The organism is Microbacterium longlingense, assembly GCF_058349825.2.
In genome coordinates this window covers 404249-420553 of sequence record NZ_JBYRJA020000002.1, presented here as the reverse complement: position 1 = coordinate 420553, position 16305 = coordinate 404249, and the positions used below count along the sequence as shown (strand labels likewise).

The following is a 16305-nucleotide window of genomic DNA, read 5'->3' as shown; positions in this document are numbered from 1 at the left end:
TCTATGGTGGAGCCATGTCGGTGCCTCAGAAGGTTTTCGGAATCATCCTCGCCGGCGGGGAGGGCAAGCGCCTCATGCCCCTGACCGCCGACCGGGCCAAGCCTGCTGTGCCGTTCGGGGGGCAGTATCGTCTGATCGACTTCGCGATCTCCAACCTGATCAACTCCGGGTTGAGACAGATCGTGGTGTTGACGCAGTACAAGTCGCATAGCCTGGACCGTCACATCTCCCAGACCTGGCGCATGTCTGCGCTGCTCAACTCCTATGTGGCCTCGGTCCCGGCGCAGCAGCGTCTGGGCAAGCGCTGGTTCTCCGGCTCGGCGGACGCGATCTTCCAGAGCCTGAACCTCATCAACGACGAGAAGCCGGACATCGTCGTCGTCATCGGCGCCGACCACGTGTACCGGATGGACTTCCAGCAGATGATCGATGCGCACATCGCCTCCGGCGCGAAAGCCACCGTCGCCGGCATCCGGCAGCCGATCGCTCTGGCGTCGCAGTTCGGCATCATCGAGGTCGACGGAGAGGGCTCGACCCGGATCGACCGGTTCGTGGAGAAGCCCTCCGACCCGGTCGGGCTCCCCGACTCCCCCGGCGAGGTGCTCGCCTCGATGGGCAACTACGTGTTCGACGCTGACGCGCTGATCGCCGCGGTCGAGGCCGACGGCGAGAACGCCACGTCCGGCCACGACATGGGTGGCGACATCGTGCCCTACTTCGTCGACCGCGGAGAAGCAGGCTTCTACGACATGGTCCACAACGAGGTTCCCGGATCGTCGCCGCGCGACCGGTCGTACTGGCGGGACGTCGGCACCATCGAGTCGTTCTTCGATGCCCACATGGACCTCATCTCCACGCTGCCGATCTTCAACCTGTACAACATGGACTGGCCGATCTACTCCCAGGCGGTGAACTCACCGCCGGCGAAATTCGTCCGCGACTCGGTCGGGCGCATCGGCAACGCGATCGACTCGATCGTGTCGCACGGGTCCGTGCTCTCCGGCACCCATCTGGAGCGAAGTGTGGTGGGCCCCTGGACGATCGCCGAGGGCGGCTCGACGATCACGGAGTCCGTGCTCTTCGACTCTGTCCGGGTCGGCGCGGGCGCGCGGGTGCACCGTGCGGTGCTCGACAAGAACGTGATCCTCGGCGACGGCGCGACCGTGGGCGTGGATCGCGAGCACGACCTCGCCCGGGGGTTCACCGTCACCGAGACCGGCCTGACCGTGGTCGGCAAGGGAGTGCACGTCACACGCTGACCGCGCTGACCCTCTAGGCTCGTGCCCGTGAGTGCACGCTTCCTCGTCGTCTTCGACGCCGATTCCACCCTGCTCAACGATGAGGTCATCGAACTCATCGCCGACGAGGCCGGTCGCCGCGCCGAGGTCGCCGCAGCGACCGAGGCCGCGATGCGCGGCGAGGTCGACTTCTCGACCAGCCTGCGCTCCCGTGTGTCTGAGCTCACCGGGGTCGCCGTCGGGGCCTTCGATCGCGTACGCGCCCGCGTCACTCCCACCCCGGGAGCAGCGGAGCTGATCTCAGCCGTCCACGAGCGCGGCGGTGTCGCCGCTGTCGTTTCGGGCGGGTTCCACGAGGTGCTCGATGTGATCGCGCCATCCCTCGGCGTCGATCGCTGGGCAGCGAACCGGCTCGCCACGGCCGGCGGTCTGCTCACCGGCGCGGTCGACGGACCGATCATCGACGCCGCCGCCAAAGCGGAGCACCTGCTCCGGTGGGCGGCGGAGGAGAGCGTTCCCGTGACCCGCACGATCGCCATCGGCGACGGCGCCAACGACCTGCGGATGATGGCCGCCGCAGGCCTCGGCATCGCCTTCAACGCCAAACCCGCCGTGCGCGCCCAGGCCAGCCTTGTCATCGGCCCCCGCGACCTGCGGGCGGTGATCCCCCTGCTGCCCTGAGCGCGATCGGCGCCGGGTCAGTGCCCCATGCCGAGGCCGCCGTCCACCGGGATGACGGCACCGGAGATGTAGGCGGCGTCGTCTGATGCCAGCCAGCTCACCACCCCGGCGACCTCGTCCGGCGAGGCGAAGCGGCCTGCGGGAATACTCGACCGGTACTCGGCCTGCTTCTCCTCGGGCAGGGCCGCCGTCATGTCGGTCTCGATGAAGCCGGGAGCGACGACGTTCGCCGTGATACCGCGGGATCCCAGCTCACGCGTCAGCGAGCGCGCGAAACCGACCAGTGCGCTCTTCGACGCTGAATAGTTGATCTGCCCGGCGGAGCCGTACAGCCCGACCACGCTGGAGATCAGGATGACGCGGCCGAAACGCGCCTTCAGCATCCCCTTGGCCGCGCGCTTGACCACGCGGAACGCCCCGCCGAGGTTCGTCGCCACCACGGTGTCGAAGTCGTCTTCGCTCATGCGCAGCAGGAGTGTGTCGCGGGTGATGCCGGCGTTCGCGACCACGATCGTCACTGGTCCGAGCTTCTCCTCGACCTCGGTGTACGCCGCGTCGAGCGCGGCAGCATCGGTGACATCGGCCCGCACGGTGAGCGTGCCGTCCGGCCCCTCGCCCGACCGTGCCGTCACGGCCACGCGGTATCCGTCGCGAACGAACCGCTCTGCAATGGCCCGGCCGATGCCGCGGTTGCCGCCGGTCACCAGGACGACGTGGTCAGTGCTCATCGGATGCTCTCCCTCGATGTCGTTTCGCCAGGGTGTGCCCCGGCGGCGGCACCAGACTATCCGCCGGCAACGGAGGCCGCGTGCGCCCCGTGCGCGGCGCATTCGGGGTTTGACAGGCGAGGCGGTGTCTTGGGAGCCTGGAAGCTCCCAACGAAAGGCTCCGCATGAGCAGCCCCGTTCCTCCTCCTCCGGCCGACGGCTCCGCCTCCCCCTACGGAACGCCGCAGCCGCAGTACGCTCCGCCGCCCAGCGCATACCCGGGGGCCGGAGCGCCCGACGGCGCGCCCAGCGCGTCCGCGCCGTACGGAACGGGCGCCTACAGCGCAGCCCCCTACGCGGGTTCGCCCTACGCAGGTTCGCCCTACGCAGCTCCCTCCTACGGATACGCCGCCGTGGTGCGCACGAACACGCTCGCCGTCGTGTCGCTCATCGCCAGCATCGCCGGGTGGACGTTCGTCCCCGTCATCGGCAGCATCGTGGGCGTCATCACCGGCCACATGGCACTGCGTCAGATCGCGGATCGCGGCGAGCAGGGCCGCGGGCTGGCCATCGCCGGGCTGGTCATCGGCTACGCCATGCTGCTGCTCCTGGCCCTTGGCATCGTTCTCATGATCGTCGTCTTCGGGTTCGTCGCCGCCGGCATGTAGCCCGGGGCGACGACCGGCGCACTCGGCGTAGGCTGGGGGCATCGTGAAGAGCTCCTCCGCACCATCGCTGACCTCGCTGCCGCGTGCACCGCGCGACGACGAGCGCACACGCGTGCGCAACTACGTGATCACGATGGTCGTGCGCACGCTGTGCCTCGTCCTCATGGTGCTCGTCACCCCCTATGGCTGGTACACCTGGCTGTTCGCGGTCGGCGCGGCGATCCTCCCGTACATCGCGGTGGTGATCGCGAACGTGGCGGATGCGGGCGAGACGTCCGCCCCCGTTTCCCCGGAGCGGATGATCGCGGGCCCGGTCGTCGCGCAGCCCGAGACGGTCGACGAAGCCCCGGGCGTCATCCTTGTCCAGGAGGAGAAGGCCGCAGACCCACGCGCGCTCGGCCGGGACGGCGACGCATGAGCCTGCTCTTCGGTGACGAGCTCTCCGCTCCCACCTGCTCCCGTGCCGGATGCGCCGAGCCTGCCGCACATCGCGTGGTGTGGCGGAACCCGCGTATCCATGCCGAGGACCGCCGCAAGATCTGGCTCGCGTGCGATGCGCACGTCGGATTCCTGACCGACTACCTGCACACCAGGGACTTCCCCGTGCACGCCGAGCCCCTCGATGTGCAGGAGGGCTCTGTCCCGTGAAGTCCACGGCTATGCGGTGGACCGCATACATCCTGGTCGCCGCGCTGTTCGCGGTGGTGTGCGCCTTCCTGTCGAACTGGCAGTTCTCCCGCAACGACGAACGTGCCCGCCAGATCAAGCTCGTCGAGCAGAACTACGAGGCCCCGCCTGCCCCGCTCGACGATGTGCTCCCTGCCGGCGGAACGTTCCTGCCGGATGACGAATGGCGTCGCGTGACGGCGACCGGCACCTACGACATCGATGCCACACTGCTCGCGCGCAACCGCCCGCACGGCGGCACGAGTGCGTTCGAGGTGCTCGTGCCGCTGCGGCTGGACGACGGCCGCACCCTCATCGTGAACCGGGGCTGGGTTCCGCCCGGCGAGGGATCGGTTCCCGACATCGTCCCCGAGCCCGCATCCGGGCCGGTGGAGGTCACGGTGCGACTGCGTCCGGGCGAGCCCGTGCCGCAGTCGGGACGCGGGGCGCCGGAAGGCCAGGTCCCGACCATCAACATCGACCGCCTCCAAGAACTGGTCGGCGGCGATGTGATCCCCGGTGTCTACGGCATCATGTCGGCCGAGACGCCGCACGCAGCGAGCCAGCCCCACGCGCTGTCAGCGCCTGAGGAGGACCCGGGTCCGCACCTCTCCTATGCGGTGCAGTGGATCCTGTTCGCGATCATGGGCTTCGTGTTCATCGGCTACGTGATCCGCACCGAGATCCGCAATCGGCGCGAGGGCAAGCCGCTCGACGCGGTGCGCGCGCGACGACGCGACCGGGACTCGGCCGAAGAAGACGCCCTGCTCGACGCCGGCATGCCCTGATCCCGGAGCACGCCCGTCACGCGTCTTCCGCCCGCGCATTCCTCCCCTCGCACATGTGCGCTTCGCTCGCAGGGAACGTGCGTGTCTGCCCGAGGCAGCTGCACATGCGCGAGGGGACGAACATGTGCGAGGGGAGAAAAGGGTCAGGCGAGCTCGATGAGGTCCTGGTAGTCCTTCGACCAGATGTCCTCGACGCCGTCGGGGAGGATCAGCACGCGCTCCGGGTTGAGCGCAGCGACCGCTCCCGGATCGTGGGAGACGAGGACGACCGCGCCCTCGTAATGAGCCAGAGCCCCCAGGATCTCTTCGCGCGAGGCCGGATCGAGGTTGTTCGTCGGCTCGTCGAGCAGCAGCATGTTCGCCGAGGAGACCACCAGGGTCGCCAGCGACAGGCGGGTCTTCTCGCCCCCGGACAGCACGCCGGCGGGCTTGAGCACGTCGTCCCCGACGAACAGGAACGAGCCGAGCACCTTGCGCGCCTCGGTCGCATTGATGTCGGGCGCGGCGGACATCATGTTCTCGAGCACGGAGCGGCTCACATCGAGGTTCTCGTGCTCCTGAGCGTAATAGCCGACCTTCAGACCGTGCCCCGGCTCGAGCTGGCCCGTGTCCGGCTCGTCGACGCCCGCGAGAATCCGCAGCAGCGTCGTCTTGCCGGCGCCGTTGAGGCCGAGCACGACGACCTTCGAGCCCCGGTCGATCGCGAGATCGACATCGGTGAAGATCTCCAGCGAGCCATAGGACTTCGACAGGCCGGACGCCATGAGCGGCGTCTTGCCGCACGGCGCCGGCTTCGGGAAGCGGAGCTTGGCGACGCGGTCCTCCTGGCGCACGTCGTCGAGACCGGCCAGGAGCTTCTCGGCGCGCGCCACCATCTGGTGCGCTGCCGCGGCCTTCGAGGCCTTCGCACCGAAACGCGCCGCCTGCAGCTGCAGCTGCGTGGCCTTCTTCTCCGCGTTGGCGCGCTCCTTCTTGCGTCGCTCCTCATCGGCCACCCGCTGGCGCAGGTAGTTCTTCCAGTTCATGTTGTAGATGTCGATGACCTGGCGGTTCGCGTCGAGGTAGAAGACGCGGTTGACGGTCTCGCCGACGAGCTCGACGTCGTGGCTGATCACGATGAGCCCGCCGCGGTAGCCCTTCAGGAAGTCGCGCAGCCACACGACGCTGTCCGCGTCGAGGTGGTTGGTCGGCTCGTCGAGGATCATCGTGGCGGCGTCCGAGAACAGGATGCGCGCCAGCTCGATGCGACGCCGCTGACCGCCAGAGAGCGTGTTGAGCGGCTGATCGAGGATGCGGTCCGGAAGCGAGAGATTGTGCGCGATCGACGCAGCCTCGGCTTCGGCGGCATAGCCGCCCAGCCCTTCGAACCGCTCCGTGAGGTTGCCGAAGCGGCGCATGGCCTTCTCGGCGACGGCCGGATCGTCCGAGCCCATCAGCTCAGAGGCCTCGCGGATGCCGAGCATGATCGACCCGAGCCCGCGGGCGTCGAGGATCCGGGTGCGCGCCAGCATCTCCGGGTCGCCGGAGCGGGGATCCTGCGGAAGGTAGCCGAGTTCGCCGCTGCGTTCGACCCTGCCGTCGGAGGGAAGCACGTCGCCGGCGAGCACCTTGGTGAGCGTCGTCTTGCCCGCCCCGTTGCGGCCGACCAGGCCGATCTTGTCGCCGTCGGCGACGCGGAACGAGACGTTCTCCATCAGCAGGCGTGCGCCGACGCGGATCTCCAGGTCATGCACGGCGAGCACAGCGAACGTCCGTTCTTTCGGGGTACAGGGGATGCGGCCGAACGGCCAGCCTCCCAGTATAGCCCGGGCCTGCTCGGGTCAGGCTGAGGGCCTCGCGTCCGGCGCCCGGTGCCCTGCCCCGGGTGACGCCAGGCTCCGGAAACCGGCGGACGCTTATGCACCCCCTGCGGCGTTCCGGATCAGCTGCGCCTTGACGACCTTCCCCATCGCGTTCCGCGGCAGCTCGGAGACCAGCCGGACCTGCCGCGGCCGCTTGTGCCACGACAGGTCGGAGGCCACATGCGCGATCGCGCCCGCCTCGGTGACCTCCGTCGCGCCGTCTGGCACGACGAACGCGACGATCCGCTGTCCGAGATCGTCATCCGGCACGCCGACGACCGCGACATCGGACACCCCCGCGAGGGCTCGGAGGGAGGCCTCGATCTCGCCGGCGCCAATGCGGTACCCCCCGGACTTGATCAGATCCACAGACTCCCGCCCCACGATGCGGTGCTCGCCGCGCTCATCGATCACGGCGAGGTCTCCGGTGCGGAACCAGCCGTCGGGCGTCCAGGCCTCCGCCGTGGCGGCCTGCTGTCCGAGATAGCCGCGAAACAGCATGGGGCCGCGGACCTCTAGCCGCCCCACGGAGACGCCGTCGTGCGGCACGTCGTTCTGCCCCTCGCGCAGCCGGGTTGTCACGCCGGCGACCGGCTGTCCGACCCAGCCGGGCCGGACGGCATCGCCGACACGCTGGCTCAGCGTGATCAGCGTCTCGGTCATCCCGTAGCGCTCGATCACGCGCGCCCCGGTCAAGCCCTCCAGCCGGTCGACGAGCTCCGGCGGCAGTGCGGCGCTCCCCGAGACGAGGAGGCGAGCACCGTGAAGCGCCCGTGCGCTGCGCTCATCTGCAGCGATCCGGGTCCAGATGGTCGGAACCCCGAAGTACATCGTGGCGCTCACCGCCGCGTAGTGGCCGGGGTGGGCCTTCCCGGTGTGCACGAACCGCGACCCGACGTGCAGAGAGCCCAGGAGTCCGAGCACCAGGCCGTGCGTGTGGAACAGCGGCAGACCGTGCGCGACGACGTCGGTGCTGCTCCATGCCCAGGCGTCCGCAACGGCATCGATGCCGACGGTGAGCGCCCGATGGCTGACCGGCACCCCCTTCGGCGCGCCGGTGGTCCCCGACGTGTAGAGGATCAGTGCCGTCGAGGCCGGCTCCGCGATCGCCACGGAAGCGGCCTCGTCGACATCGCCCGGAACGTCCCTCCTGGCAAGCGCTGGCGCGACACCCGCACGGCCGACCCAGATCGAGGCGCCGGAGTCGGTCAGGATGTGGTCGCGTTCCCGGTGGCCGAGGTCTGCGGCGACCGGGACAGCGGGTGCCCCGGCAAGAAGACAGCCGACGATGGCGACCACCGTGTCTCGGGTGGGGGTGGCCTCGACGGCGACGACGGCGTCGTCCGGCAGGGATGCGGCGAAGGCTGCAGCCGACGCGCGCAACGCCGCGCGCGAGATCGGCTCGCCGTCGAGGACCACCACGACGTCGGTCGGCGAGCGGCCATCATCGAGCAGGGCGGCGAGGAAGGTCGGGGGCATGGCGTCTCCATAGTTCATATTCCGGACTGCGAGTTCATACTGTGCTAAATTGCGGGAGTTCGATCGACCGTGGAGGGATCGCGATGGTCATGACAAGCACCCTGGCCGCTCTCCGCGTCTTCGAGACGGTCACGCGAATGCAGCCGGCGACGCTCGCCGCGCTGACCAGCGACACCGGTCTGCCGAAGGCGACCGTCCAGCGCTGCCTCTTGACGCTCAGGGCCGCGAACTGGCTCGTCGAGGAGAGCGAATCCCCCGCTCGCTGGGTGGTATCCCACCACGTGACCGCGCTGATGTCCGCATCAGACAGCGAGGCGAGGAGCTTGCGAGCGGCAGCCCTGGACGCGCTCAACGCCCTGCAGATCGACACCGGGGAGACCATCCACCTCTGCGCACCGGCCGCGGATGCGCTGGTCCTGATCGAGAGAATCGACACAGCGCACGCACTACGCGCATTCCTGCCGCTCGGCGAGCGGGTGCCGTTCCACGCCGCCGCGACCGGACTCGCATATCTCGCCCATGCGCCGCTGTCTGACGTCGACCGGCTTCTCGCCCCGCCCCTGGCATCGTTCACGCCCCGCACCGAGACCGACGAGAAGGCCGTCCGGCGCGCCGTCCATCGCGCCCGCGTGCGCGGATACGCCGTCACGATCGGAGGATTCTCCGAGGGCATCAGCGCCGTGGCACAGGCCGTCATCGGACGCCAGGGCGTTCCGGTGGGTGCGATCTCCGTCTCCGGGCCGTCCACTCGCATCACTCCGGATCGACACCCCGTGCTGGGGCGCCTCGTCGCCCGCGCCGCCCAGACCGTCAGCGAAACACTCGGAGCTCCGCCGGAGCTCGTGAAGTCCCTCGGAGGAGCAGAACACTCATGAACAGACCGTCCGAGACCGTGGTGGTGCACCACGATGGCCCTGTCGCTGTCATCACGATCTCCGCACCCCGAGTGCGCAACGCGCTCTCGGCCGACACGCGGTCGGCGCTGCGCTACGCCCTCGAAGCCGCGGACAACGACGAGACGGTCCGCGCGATCGTCCTCACCGGCGCGGCAGGTCACTTCAGCGCAGGCATGGACATCTCCGAGATCAGCGTCGACAACGCCGCGATCGTCGAGCGCGACCTCGTGCGATTGGAGGAGTCGATCCTCCGCACGGCGAAGCCCGTGATCGCGGCGGTGTCCGGCACCTGCATCGGCGGCGGGCTCCAGCTGGCGATCGCGTGCGACATCCGCGTGTGCGATCACACCGCACGCTTCGCGCTGACGCCCGCGAAGCTGGGCATCGTCTATCCGATCTCCGCGATCGAGCGCCTCATCACGGCGGTCGGCGTGCCGGTCGCAACACGCCTGCTCTACGCCGCCGAGACGTTCGCCGCGGAGACCGCCCTGCGCTTCGGCATCGTCTCGGAGGTGTCCGAGGATGCCCGGCAGACGGCGATCGCCCTCGGGCACCGCATCGCGTCGATGTCGCCCGTGTCGATCCGGTCGGCTGCCGCAGCGATCGGCGCCATCCTGCGCGGCCCCGAGGCGATGGCCGCGGCGGCCGCCGACCTGGAGGCGACCGCACACACGGACCTCGCGGAAGGTCTGCGCGCCTTCGCCGCGAAGGAGGCGCCGCGCTTCGATCGCTGAGGACGGCCTCACGCGTCGGGGTCCCAGAGGCGGGCCAGGACGGCGACGCTCTCCTGGCCCGTCTCGCGCCCGGAGGGAATGCCGTACCGGATCATCGCGGCGGGATCCGGGGTGAACGTCGGGAGCGCCAGGGAGCCGGATGCGATGAAGCGCAGGAAGTCCGCGTGCATCGTCGCGTGTTCCGCGGGCGGCTCTCCGAGCTGATCCACGATGACGGGCAGATCTGCCACGCCGAGGAAGAGCGGGATGTCTGCGCAGTGCCCCGCGCCGTGCAGCGCGCTGGAGGCGGCGCCCACCTCGTAGCGCCAGGTGGGCGCGGCAGCCCCATGCGCCGCGGCCGCCGCGAACGCCGCTGATCGGAACAGCACATCGGTGAGGAGACGCCCGACCGTGCACTGATCGGAGGCGAGCCCGCGCCCGTAGGCCGCGGCCGGAGCACCCCACGAACCGCACAGCGCCTCCCACTCCCCCGTCGGGAGCGTCGGTTCATCGGGTGCGACGAACTCATCGCTCGTCGCACCGACCACCAGGGGAATCGCGGATCGACGCAGTCCCGTCACGATGGGATCGGGGAGAGTGTCGGTGCCGACGACGGGCATCATGAGCCGGGAATCCGGTGCCGGACCGTTGGCCCGGTCGTCCTGCGCCTCACGGCGGCTCCGGATCGCCAGCTGCATCCGCTCCCGCGAGACGTCGGCCATCGATGAGGCGGTGGGCTCGACGGCGAAATCGTCGGCCAGGCCGCGCGCGTTCCGCTCGGCCCGCCCGACGTCGGTCGCGAGAAGCGTGCCGGACATCGACCACACCGCCCGGAACAGACCGCGGGCCGCGGGCGAGCTCGCCAGGCACAACGCGATCCCCCCGCCCGCGGACTGACCCGCCAGCGTCACGCGCTGCGGATCACCGCCGAACGCCGCGATGTTCTCCTGAACCCATTCGAGGGCGCACACGACGTCGCGCAGGCCGCGGTTGTCCGCGCCGTCGGCCACGAAGCCGAAGCCGTCAAAACCCAGTCGGTAACTCGGCACGACCATGATCGCCCCGGCCGAGACGATGCCCTCCCCGCGATACCACGGGCTCGCGATGCTTCCGGCGAGAAATCCCCCGCCGTGCACCCACACCACGACGGGGCGGCCGTCCCCCGCCGCTGCTTCCGCCGGCGTGAACACGTTCAGATTGAGAATGTCCTCGCCGGGGACGGAGGGTTCTGGGACAAAGGTGTCGCTCGACAGCGCGATGATCTGGGGGGTGCTCCCCCATGTCTGCGCCGGCAACACCCCGTCGTGTCGAGCTCGCCGCGCCGGGGCGCGAAAGCGGCCGACGCCGGTGGGCGCCTCGGCGTAGGGTATGCCGCGAAACTGCAGGCCGGCTGCTGTGACGCACCCGGCCCATGCGCCGGACGGCGCCACGACGACCCTGGTGTTCGACGAGACCATGACGTGCTCCTCCTATTTGAGCCCCGCAGTCGCGATCCCCTGAATGAAGTAGCGCTGCAGAAAGATGAAAAGAATGAGAACAGGGAGCATCACCACGACGGCGCCCGCCAGCAGGACACCGTAGAACGTCGTGTTGACGCCCTGCGATGCGATCGCCAATCCGAGCGGCGCCGTGTAAGTGCCCTGCGACTGGGCCACGACGAGCGGCCAGAGGAACAGGTTCCAGGCGAACAGGAAGGAGAGGATCGCGACGGTCGCGAGTGCCGGCCCGACCAGCGGGAGGAAGACGCGCACGAAGATGCGCAGCTCGCCGGCGCCGTCGACACGGGCGGCCTCAAGCAGTTCGTCCGGGATCGAGTAGGAGAACTGCCGCATGATGAAGACGCTCAGCGGCATCGCCATGAACGGCACGACGATGCCGGCGAGGGTGTCCGTGAGATTCAGCTGCACGATCACGAGGAACTGCGGTACGAAGATCGCCACGTACGGGATCATCATCGACCCGATCACCAGGGCGAAGACGGCGTTCTTGCCGGGGAAGGAGAACTTCGCCAGGGCATACCCCGCCATCGCGCCGAAGACGATGTTGGCGATCACGGTGGATCCGGCGACGATGATGCTGTTCAGCAGATAGGTCGCGAAGCCCCGGTCGACGAACAGCGACACGAAGTTGTCGACATACGTGAAGCTGCGCGGCAGCCAGGCGCCGGGGTCGCTGAGGAACTCCGCCTGGGTCTTGAACGCCCCGCCCAGTACCCAGACGAAGGGCAGCATGAGGACGAGGACGACCACGATCAGGACGACGTAGAAGATGCTTTCGCGCAGACGAGATGTACGCATCAGTGCTTCGGCCTCAACAATCGGAACTGGAGGAAGCTGACGCCGCCGATGAGCGCCAGCAGGATGAACGAGGAGGCCATCGACACAGCGATATTGCCGAAACCGAACTGCTCGAAGACCCAGAGCGCGAGTGTCTTGGTGGCTCCGAGCGGGCCTCCTGCGGTGACGAGATACGGCTCGTCGAACATGTTGAAGAACTGGATCATCATGAGCACGCTCACCAGGAGCGTCGTCGGCCGCAGCAGCGGGAAGACCACCTCCCGGAACTGCTGTCCTGCGCTTGCTCCGTCCAGTGCCGCGGCTTCCCGGAGTTCCGCCGGTATCGACTGCAGCCCGGCGAGGAACAGCACCATGCAGGTGCCGATCTCACGCCAGATCCCCAGCGCCGCCACGGTGGGCACGGCGAACATCGCGTCGCCGAGCCAGTTCGGCGTGGGCAGGGCGAGTGTCGCCAGCAGCGCGTTGACCGGGCCATCGGTGGTGAACGCGTACTGCCAGATCATCGCTGCCGCGACGATGTTCGTGACCACGGGGACGTAGATGAGTCCACGGAAGAACGATCGCAGGCGCCGGATCCCCGAGTCGAGGATCATCGCCAGCACCAGACCGACGGCCATAGACGTCGGGACGGTGATGAGGACCATGAGCAGAGACGTGCCCAGCGCCCGCAGGAAGGTCGGGTCCGTGAGCACCCTGGCGAAATTGTCGAGTCCGACGACGTCGACGCCGAAGGGATCACGGAGATCTCTGGCGCTGATGTCGGTGAGGCTCATCGCCAGAGCCGACACCACGGGAATCGCCAGGAAGCAGAGGAAGGCGATGAGGAACGGCGACAGGAAGACCCACGGAACCCACGGCGCTGTCAGCCGATAGCGCCGGCGCTGCGGGAGCCCCGCGGTGGAGGCGGGCACGCCCGCTTCCACCGCGGACGGAAGGGAGGAGATCACTTAGCGTGCTCCCGTGCCGATCGACGATGCCGCCTGTTGCGCGGCATCCAGTGCTTCCTGAGCCGTCGCCGCGCCACGAGCGACGCGCTCGATCTGCTCGCCGAGGAGCTTGCCGACCTGCGCCCACGTCGGGGCCGCCGGCGTGGATATGCCGGTCGCGATCGCCTCGCGCACCGGCTCGAGGGAGGGGTTGTCCGCGATCGCAGGGTTCTGCTCCCACGCCGCAGGGACGGCGGGAAGGTTGCCGAAGTAGTCGTACCAATCGCTCTGAACGCCCGGTTCGAGCAGCCAGCGTGCGAGCTTCCATGCGCCGTCCGCGTTCTGGGCGTCCTCGGGGACGGCGAGGCTGCCGCCGCCGATCGTGGCGATGGAGCCCTGCGGCCCTGCGGGCGGTTGGATGACGGCCATGTGGGTGTGCGACCAGTCGTCGCCACCGGCCTCGTCGACGCGGCTTGGCAACCACGGCCCGTTGAACATCGCCGGGCTCTTGCCTGACACCATGTTGGGAACCGTGTCGAGGAAGCCAGGGCCGTCCGGAGAGACCAGGCCCTCGTCGAAAAGCGAACCGATGAACTCCAGAGCCACGACGTTCTCGGGCGCGTTGATCGTCCACTCCGATCCGTCTGCGCTGATCAGCGAACCGCCGTTCTGCGCCGCGAAGCCGGCGAACTGCTGCGCCGTGTAGTCGTTGTACTCGACATCCAGAGCGATCGGGAACTCCACCCCCGCGGCCTGGAGGGTGCGGCCGAACTGCCGCAGGTCGTCCCAGGTCGACGGTGTCGGGGCGCCGAACTGCTCTGCGATGTCCGACCGGTAATAGAACACCTGGGCGTAGGTGTACCAGGGCAGGCCGTACGACACGCCATCGACCTGCGCGCCCTCCCACGCGGAGGTGAAGAAGTCGTCCGGGTCGACGAGGCCGTCCGGCACCGCCGCGAATCCGCCCGTGTCGAAGAGCGAGGCCTGGGTCTGGCTATAGAGGAACACGAGATCGGGCACCTTGCCGGAAGCGATCGCCGCGGTGAGCTTGGCGTCGAACTCTCCCGACGGGATCTGCGTGATCTTCACCTCGACATCGGGGTTGGCGTCCTCGAACTGCGCGACGAACTCGGGCAGCCGCTCTCCCTCTCCGCCGCCCGCCCAGAACTCGACGACCCCGGCGGCGGGGGTCTCATCGACCGACTCGGACGTGCTGATCGGCCCGGCATCCCCGCGCCCGCACCCGGCGAGCAGCAAGGGGACCAGGGAGAGCGCGAGCGGCACCTGCCAGCGACGCTGCTGCCGGCCCTTCGCTGAGATTTCCGTCATGGCGGTTTCCTTCCAGTGGTGGTCATGGGGGCATGACGACGAGGCGATGGGGACGTCCCCGCCGGCATGGGCCGGGGCCGCTGCCCGCCGCGCGGGGCGGGAGCCCGAGGACGGGCGGTCGCAGAGGCAGGTCCGAGTCGGCTGCGAATGCCCGACACTCGACCGCATGCGGTCGTCCTGGTGTGCCATGACCCGTCCTTCCCGGTGCGCCACTGCACTCGGTCGGCTCTCCCCGACGTTTTCGTCGGCCAGTGATTATCAGCACAGTCCGACGACTTTTGTCAATCTTCGTTATAAGTGGGTCATGTTATTGTTTGAGCCGGCGAAAGCCGGGAAGGGGCGACGATGAATCGGAGCAGGACCATGCCACTGAGGTCTGGCATCGGACCGCGCGAGGTGTTCCAGCTGTTCCGCGACGGCAAGGCTCACACCCGGGGCGAGATCGTGACGATGACCGGGCTCCCCCGGTCCACCGTCGTCTCACGCCTGGACGAACTGCAGTCTGCGGGTCTCATCGGCAGCGACGGAACGGCCGCGTCCACCGGAGGGCGCCCGTCGACCCAGCTGCGGCTGCTGCCTGCCTCGCGGCTGATCCTCGCGTGCGACATCGGCGTACGCCACACCACCGTGGCGATCACCGATCTCTTCGGAGTTCCGCTGGCCTCCGCCACGCGGGCATCAGAGATCGCCTCTGGTCCCGCCCGGATTCTGAGCTGGTGCTCGGAGACCGCGCTCGGCCTCCTCGCCGAAATGCAGCGCCCCGCGGCAGACGTCCTCGCGATTGGCATGGGCCTGCCCGGTCCGGTGGACTTCGAGACCGGAACGCCGCTCAGCGAGCAGATCATGCCCGGCTGGAGCCGGCTCAGCGTCGCGGACTGGATGGCAGAGCGATGGGACGCGCCAGCGCTCGTCGACAACGACGTCAACGTCTCGGCACTGGGCGAGCGCGACGCCGCGCGCCCCGACGAGCAGGACGTGGTCTTCGTCAAACTCTCCTCCGGCATCGGCGCCGGCCTGATCGCGGGGGGACAGCTGCAGCGCGGCGCTCACGGCGTCGCGGGCGACATCGGACATATCCGCGTCACGGATGCCCCGGAGACGGTGTGCTCCTGCGGCAAGACCGGCTGCCTGTCCTCGGTGGCATCCGGGATGGCGCTGGTGAGGCGACTGGCTGAGCTCGGCCTGCCCGTCGCGAGCATGGATGACGTCCTCGCACAGGCAGCGGCAGGCACCGGCATCGCCTCTCACGCCCTCCGCCAAGCCGGTCAGATGGTCGGCGAGGTGCTGGCGGCCTACGTCAGCATCCTGAACCCGTCATCGATCGTTCTCGGCGGGACACTCGTCGCGAAGGGCGACCACGTCGTCGCCGGGGTCCGGGAGGCGCTGTATGCGCGGTCACTGCCCATGGCCACGGAGTCGCTCACCATCGCGGTGTCAGCCCTCGGCCCGCAAGCGGCACTCCGGGGCGCGAGCGCTCTCGCCCTCGACCACGCACTCGCCCCCAGCCGCTTCGCCGCCGCAGAGGGTGCGCACCGCTGAGCCGGGCGGGCACCGCCGTGCGATCCGCATGGATCGCATGGATCGCACGGCTCCTGCGGCGTGCGCGGAAACGGGCCAGAAGCCTGACTCAGGAGGAATCGGCGCGGCACCCCGCAAACCCCGGCTTCGGGGCCATCGGCCGCGATTCTGCCTGAGTTAGGTTGCGGAGGCGGCCGCGCGTCATGCGAAGTACCGGTCATGGTGCCATCGGCATCCCGGATTGAACGCGCCGGAACAGCGCGCGCACGCTGGCGCCGTGAGGTACTCGTCGATGGTCGACACGCCGCCGCAGCGACCGCACAGAAGCGCTCCCGTGGCGTGCGCGGAAACGGGCCAGACGACGACCTCGTGACCGGCGACGGCGTCGTGACAGGCGTGGCACGGATACCAGCATCGACAGCACGCGAACAGGATCGACAGCACGTCGTCGGGGCCGGCGTAGTGCGCGCAGCGCGTCTCGGCGTCGAGCCCCAGGCCGTGCACGACATGTCCGCCCACGACGACGCGCCCGCCGCTCTGATCCCGCGTCATCCGATC

General features: G+C 69.1%; 17 protein-coding genes. 9 read left to right on the top strand and 8 right to left on the bottom strand.

Annotated elements, in window-relative coordinates:
- Positions 1 to 14 precede the first annotated feature (14 nt).
- Together glgC and serB are read left to right on the top strand one after the other, a co-directional pair.
- Positions 15 to 1259, top strand: coding sequence for a glucose-1-phosphate adenylyltransferase (gene glgC / locus AC3RXY_RS04975; RefSeq protein ID WP_491509789.1), 1245 nt, complete (start codon positions 15 to 17; stop codon positions 1257 to 1259).
- Between the two features lie 21 nt (positions 1260 to 1280).
- Entirely contained in the window at positions 1281 to 1919 is a 639-nt protein-coding gene (gene serB / locus AC3RXY_RS04970; RefSeq protein ID WP_491509788.1) for a phosphoserine phosphatase SerB, read from the top strand.
- Positions 1920 to 1936: 17 nt separating this feature from the next.
- Here serB and AC3RXY_RS04965 read toward each other — a convergent pair whose 3' ends face one another.
- Entirely contained in the window at positions 1937 to 2647 is a 711-nt protein-coding gene (locus tag AC3RXY_RS04965) for a beta-ketoacyl-ACP reductase (protein ID WP_491509787.1), read from the bottom strand.
- Positions 2648 to 2811: 164 nt separating this feature from the next.
- Here AC3RXY_RS04965 and AC3RXY_RS04960 point away from each other — a divergent pair, with 164 nt between their 5' ends.
- From AC3RXY_RS04960 to AC3RXY_RS04945, 4 genes are read left to right on the top strand one after another with little or no spacing between them, the layout of a single operon-like run.
- Positions 2812 to 3294: a DUF4190 domain-containing protein gene (locus AC3RXY_RS04960; protein ID WP_491509786.1), complete on the top strand. Its 483-nt coding sequence runs from the start codon at positions 2812 to 2814 to the stop codon at positions 3292 to 3294.
- Between the two features lie 43 nt (positions 3295 to 3337).
- Complete coding sequence (locus AC3RXY_RS04955) at positions 3338 to 3712, top strand: DUF3099 domain-containing protein (RefSeq protein WP_491509785.1); 375 nt, start codon at positions 3338 to 3340, stop codon at positions 3710 to 3712.
- Complete coding sequence (locus tag AC3RXY_RS04950) at positions 3709 to 3942, top strand: hypothetical protein (RefSeq protein WP_491509784.1); 234 nt, start codon at positions 3709 to 3711, stop codon at positions 3940 to 3942. Before AC3RXY_RS04955 ends, AC3RXY_RS04950 begins: the two co-directional genes overlap by 4 nt.
- Positions 3939 to 4748, top strand: a complete 810-nt coding sequence (locus AC3RXY_RS04945) for an SURF1 family cytochrome oxidase biogenesis protein (protein WP_491509783.1) — start codon at positions 3939 to 3941, stop codon at positions 4746 to 4748. The genes AC3RXY_RS04950 and AC3RXY_RS04945 overlap by 4 nt, the downstream gene beginning before the upstream one ends.
- A 143-nt stretch (positions 4749 to 4891) precedes the next feature.
- Here AC3RXY_RS04945 and AC3RXY_RS04940 read toward each other — a convergent pair whose 3' ends face one another.
- Entirely contained in the window at positions 4892 to 6490 is a 1599-nt protein-coding gene (locus AC3RXY_RS04940; RefSeq protein ID WP_491509782.1) for an ABC-F family ATP-binding cassette domain-containing protein, read from the bottom strand.
- A gap of 153 nt (positions 6491 to 6643) precedes the next feature.
- Complete coding sequence (locus AC3RXY_RS04935) at positions 6644 to 8068, bottom strand: AMP-binding protein (protein WP_491509781.1); 1425 nt, start codon at positions 8066 to 8068, stop codon at positions 6644 to 6646.
- An 89-nt stretch (positions 8069 to 8157) separates the two neighbouring features.
- On the opposite strand from AC3RXY_RS04935, the gene AC3RXY_RS04930 reads away from it, so the two are divergent.
- Both AC3RXY_RS04930 and AC3RXY_RS04925 read left to right on the top strand, forming a co-directional pair.
- Positions 8158 to 8943: an IclR family transcriptional regulator gene (locus AC3RXY_RS04930; RefSeq protein WP_491509780.1), complete on the top strand. Its 786-nt coding sequence runs from the start codon at positions 8158 to 8160 to the stop codon at positions 8941 to 8943.
- Positions 8940 to 9698: an enoyl-CoA hydratase/isomerase family protein gene (locus AC3RXY_RS04925; protein WP_491509779.1), complete on the top strand. Its 759-nt coding sequence runs from the start codon at positions 8940 to 8942 to the stop codon at positions 9696 to 9698. Before AC3RXY_RS04930 ends, AC3RXY_RS04925 begins: the two co-directional genes overlap by 4 nt.
- A gap of 8 nt (positions 9699 to 9706) precedes the next feature.
- On the opposite strand, the gene AC3RXY_RS04920 is transcribed toward AC3RXY_RS04925, so the two are convergent.
- The 4 genes from AC3RXY_RS04920 to AC3RXY_RS04905 are packed head-to-tail and all read right to left on the bottom strand — an operon-like array spanning position 9707 to position 14229.
- Complete coding sequence (locus tag AC3RXY_RS04920; RefSeq protein WP_491509778.1) at positions 9707 to 11134, bottom strand: carboxylesterase family protein; 1428 nt, start codon at positions 11132 to 11134, stop codon at positions 9707 to 9709.
- Positions 11135 to 11146: 12 nt separating this feature from the next.
- Positions 11147 to 11974 carry a carbohydrate ABC transporter permease gene (locus tag AC3RXY_RS04915; RefSeq protein ID WP_491509777.1) on the bottom strand — a complete coding sequence of 276 codons (828 nt, stop codon included), beginning with the start codon at positions 11972 to 11974 and terminating at the stop codon, positions 11147 to 11149.
- Positions 11974 to 12921 (bottom strand): carbohydrate ABC transporter permease, encoded by a 948-nt coding sequence (locus AC3RXY_RS04910; RefSeq protein WP_491509776.1) that lies wholly within the window; start codon positions 12919 to 12921, stop codon positions 11974 to 11976. Before AC3RXY_RS04910 ends, AC3RXY_RS04915 begins: the two co-directional genes overlap by 1 nt.
- Positions 12922 to 14229: a sugar ABC transporter substrate-binding protein gene (locus AC3RXY_RS04905; RefSeq protein ID WP_491509775.1), complete on the bottom strand. Its 1308-nt coding sequence runs from the start codon at positions 14227 to 14229 to the stop codon at positions 12922 to 12924.
- Positions 14230 to 14592: 363 nt separating this feature from the next.
- Here AC3RXY_RS04905 and AC3RXY_RS04900 point away from each other — a divergent pair, with 363 nt between their 5' ends.
- Positions 14593 to 15768: an ROK family protein gene (locus AC3RXY_RS04900; protein ID WP_491509774.1), complete on the top strand. Its 1176-nt coding sequence runs from the start codon at positions 14593 to 14595 to the stop codon at positions 15766 to 15768.
- 180 nt (positions 15769 to 15948) lie between these two features.
- Here AC3RXY_RS04900 and AC3RXY_RS04895 read toward each other — a convergent pair whose 3' ends face one another.
- On the bottom strand, positions 15949 to 16299 hold the full coding sequence (locus AC3RXY_RS04895) for a CHY zinc finger protein (RefSeq protein ID WP_491509773.1): 351 nt from the start codon (positions 16297 to 16299) through the stop codon (positions 15949 to 15951).
- Between the last annotated feature and the right edge of the window lie 6 nt (positions 16300 to 16305).

Excerpts from the sequence above, each read along its gene's own strand:
- glgC (WP_491509789.1), top strand. The coding sequence starts at position 15 with ATGTCGGTGCCTCAGAAGGTTTTCGGAATCATCCTCGCCGGCGGGGAG.
- AC3RXY_RS04965 (WP_491509787.1), bottom strand. The coding sequence starts at position 2,647 with ATGAGCACTGACCACGTCGTCCTGGTGACCGGCGGCAACCGCGGCATC.
- AC3RXY_RS04960 (WP_491509786.1), top strand. The coding sequence starts at position 2,812 with ATGAGCAGCCCCGTTCCTCCTCCTCCGGCCGACGGCTCCGCCTCCCCC.
- AC3RXY_RS04950 (WP_491509784.1), top strand. The coding sequence starts at position 3,709 with ATGAGCCTGCTCTTCGGTGACGAGCTCTCCGCTCCCACCTGCTCCCGT.
- AC3RXY_RS04935 (WP_491509781.1), bottom strand. The coding sequence starts at position 8,068 with ATGCCCCCGACCTTCCTCGCCGCCCTGCTCGATGATGGCCGCTCGCCG.
- AC3RXY_RS04930 (WP_491509780.1), top strand. The coding sequence starts at position 8,158 with ATGACAAGCACCCTGGCCGCTCTCCGCGTCTTCGAGACGGTCACGCGA.
- AC3RXY_RS04925 (WP_491509779.1), top strand. The coding sequence starts at position 8,940 with ATGAACAGACCGTCCGAGACCGTGGTGGTGCACCACGATGGCCCTGTC.
- AC3RXY_RS04920 (WP_491509778.1), bottom strand. The coding sequence starts at position 11,134 with ATGGTCTCGTCGAACACCAGGGTCGTCGTGGCGCCGTCCGGCGCATGG.
- AC3RXY_RS04915 (WP_491509777.1), bottom strand. The coding sequence starts at position 11,974 with ATGCGTACATCTCGTCTGCGCGAAAGCATCTTCTACGTCGTCCTGATC.
- AC3RXY_RS04905 (WP_491509775.1), bottom strand. The coding sequence starts at position 14,229 with ATGACGGAAATCTCAGCGAAGGGCCGGCAGCAGCGTCGCTGGCAGGTG.
- AC3RXY_RS04900 (WP_491509774.1), top strand. The coding sequence starts at position 14,593 with ATGCCACTGAGGTCTGGCATCGGACCGCGCGAGGTGTTCCAGCTGTTC.
- AC3RXY_RS04895 (WP_491509773.1), bottom strand. The coding sequence starts at position 16,299 with ATGACGCGGGATCAGAGCGGCGGGCGCGTCGTCGTGGGCGGACATGTC.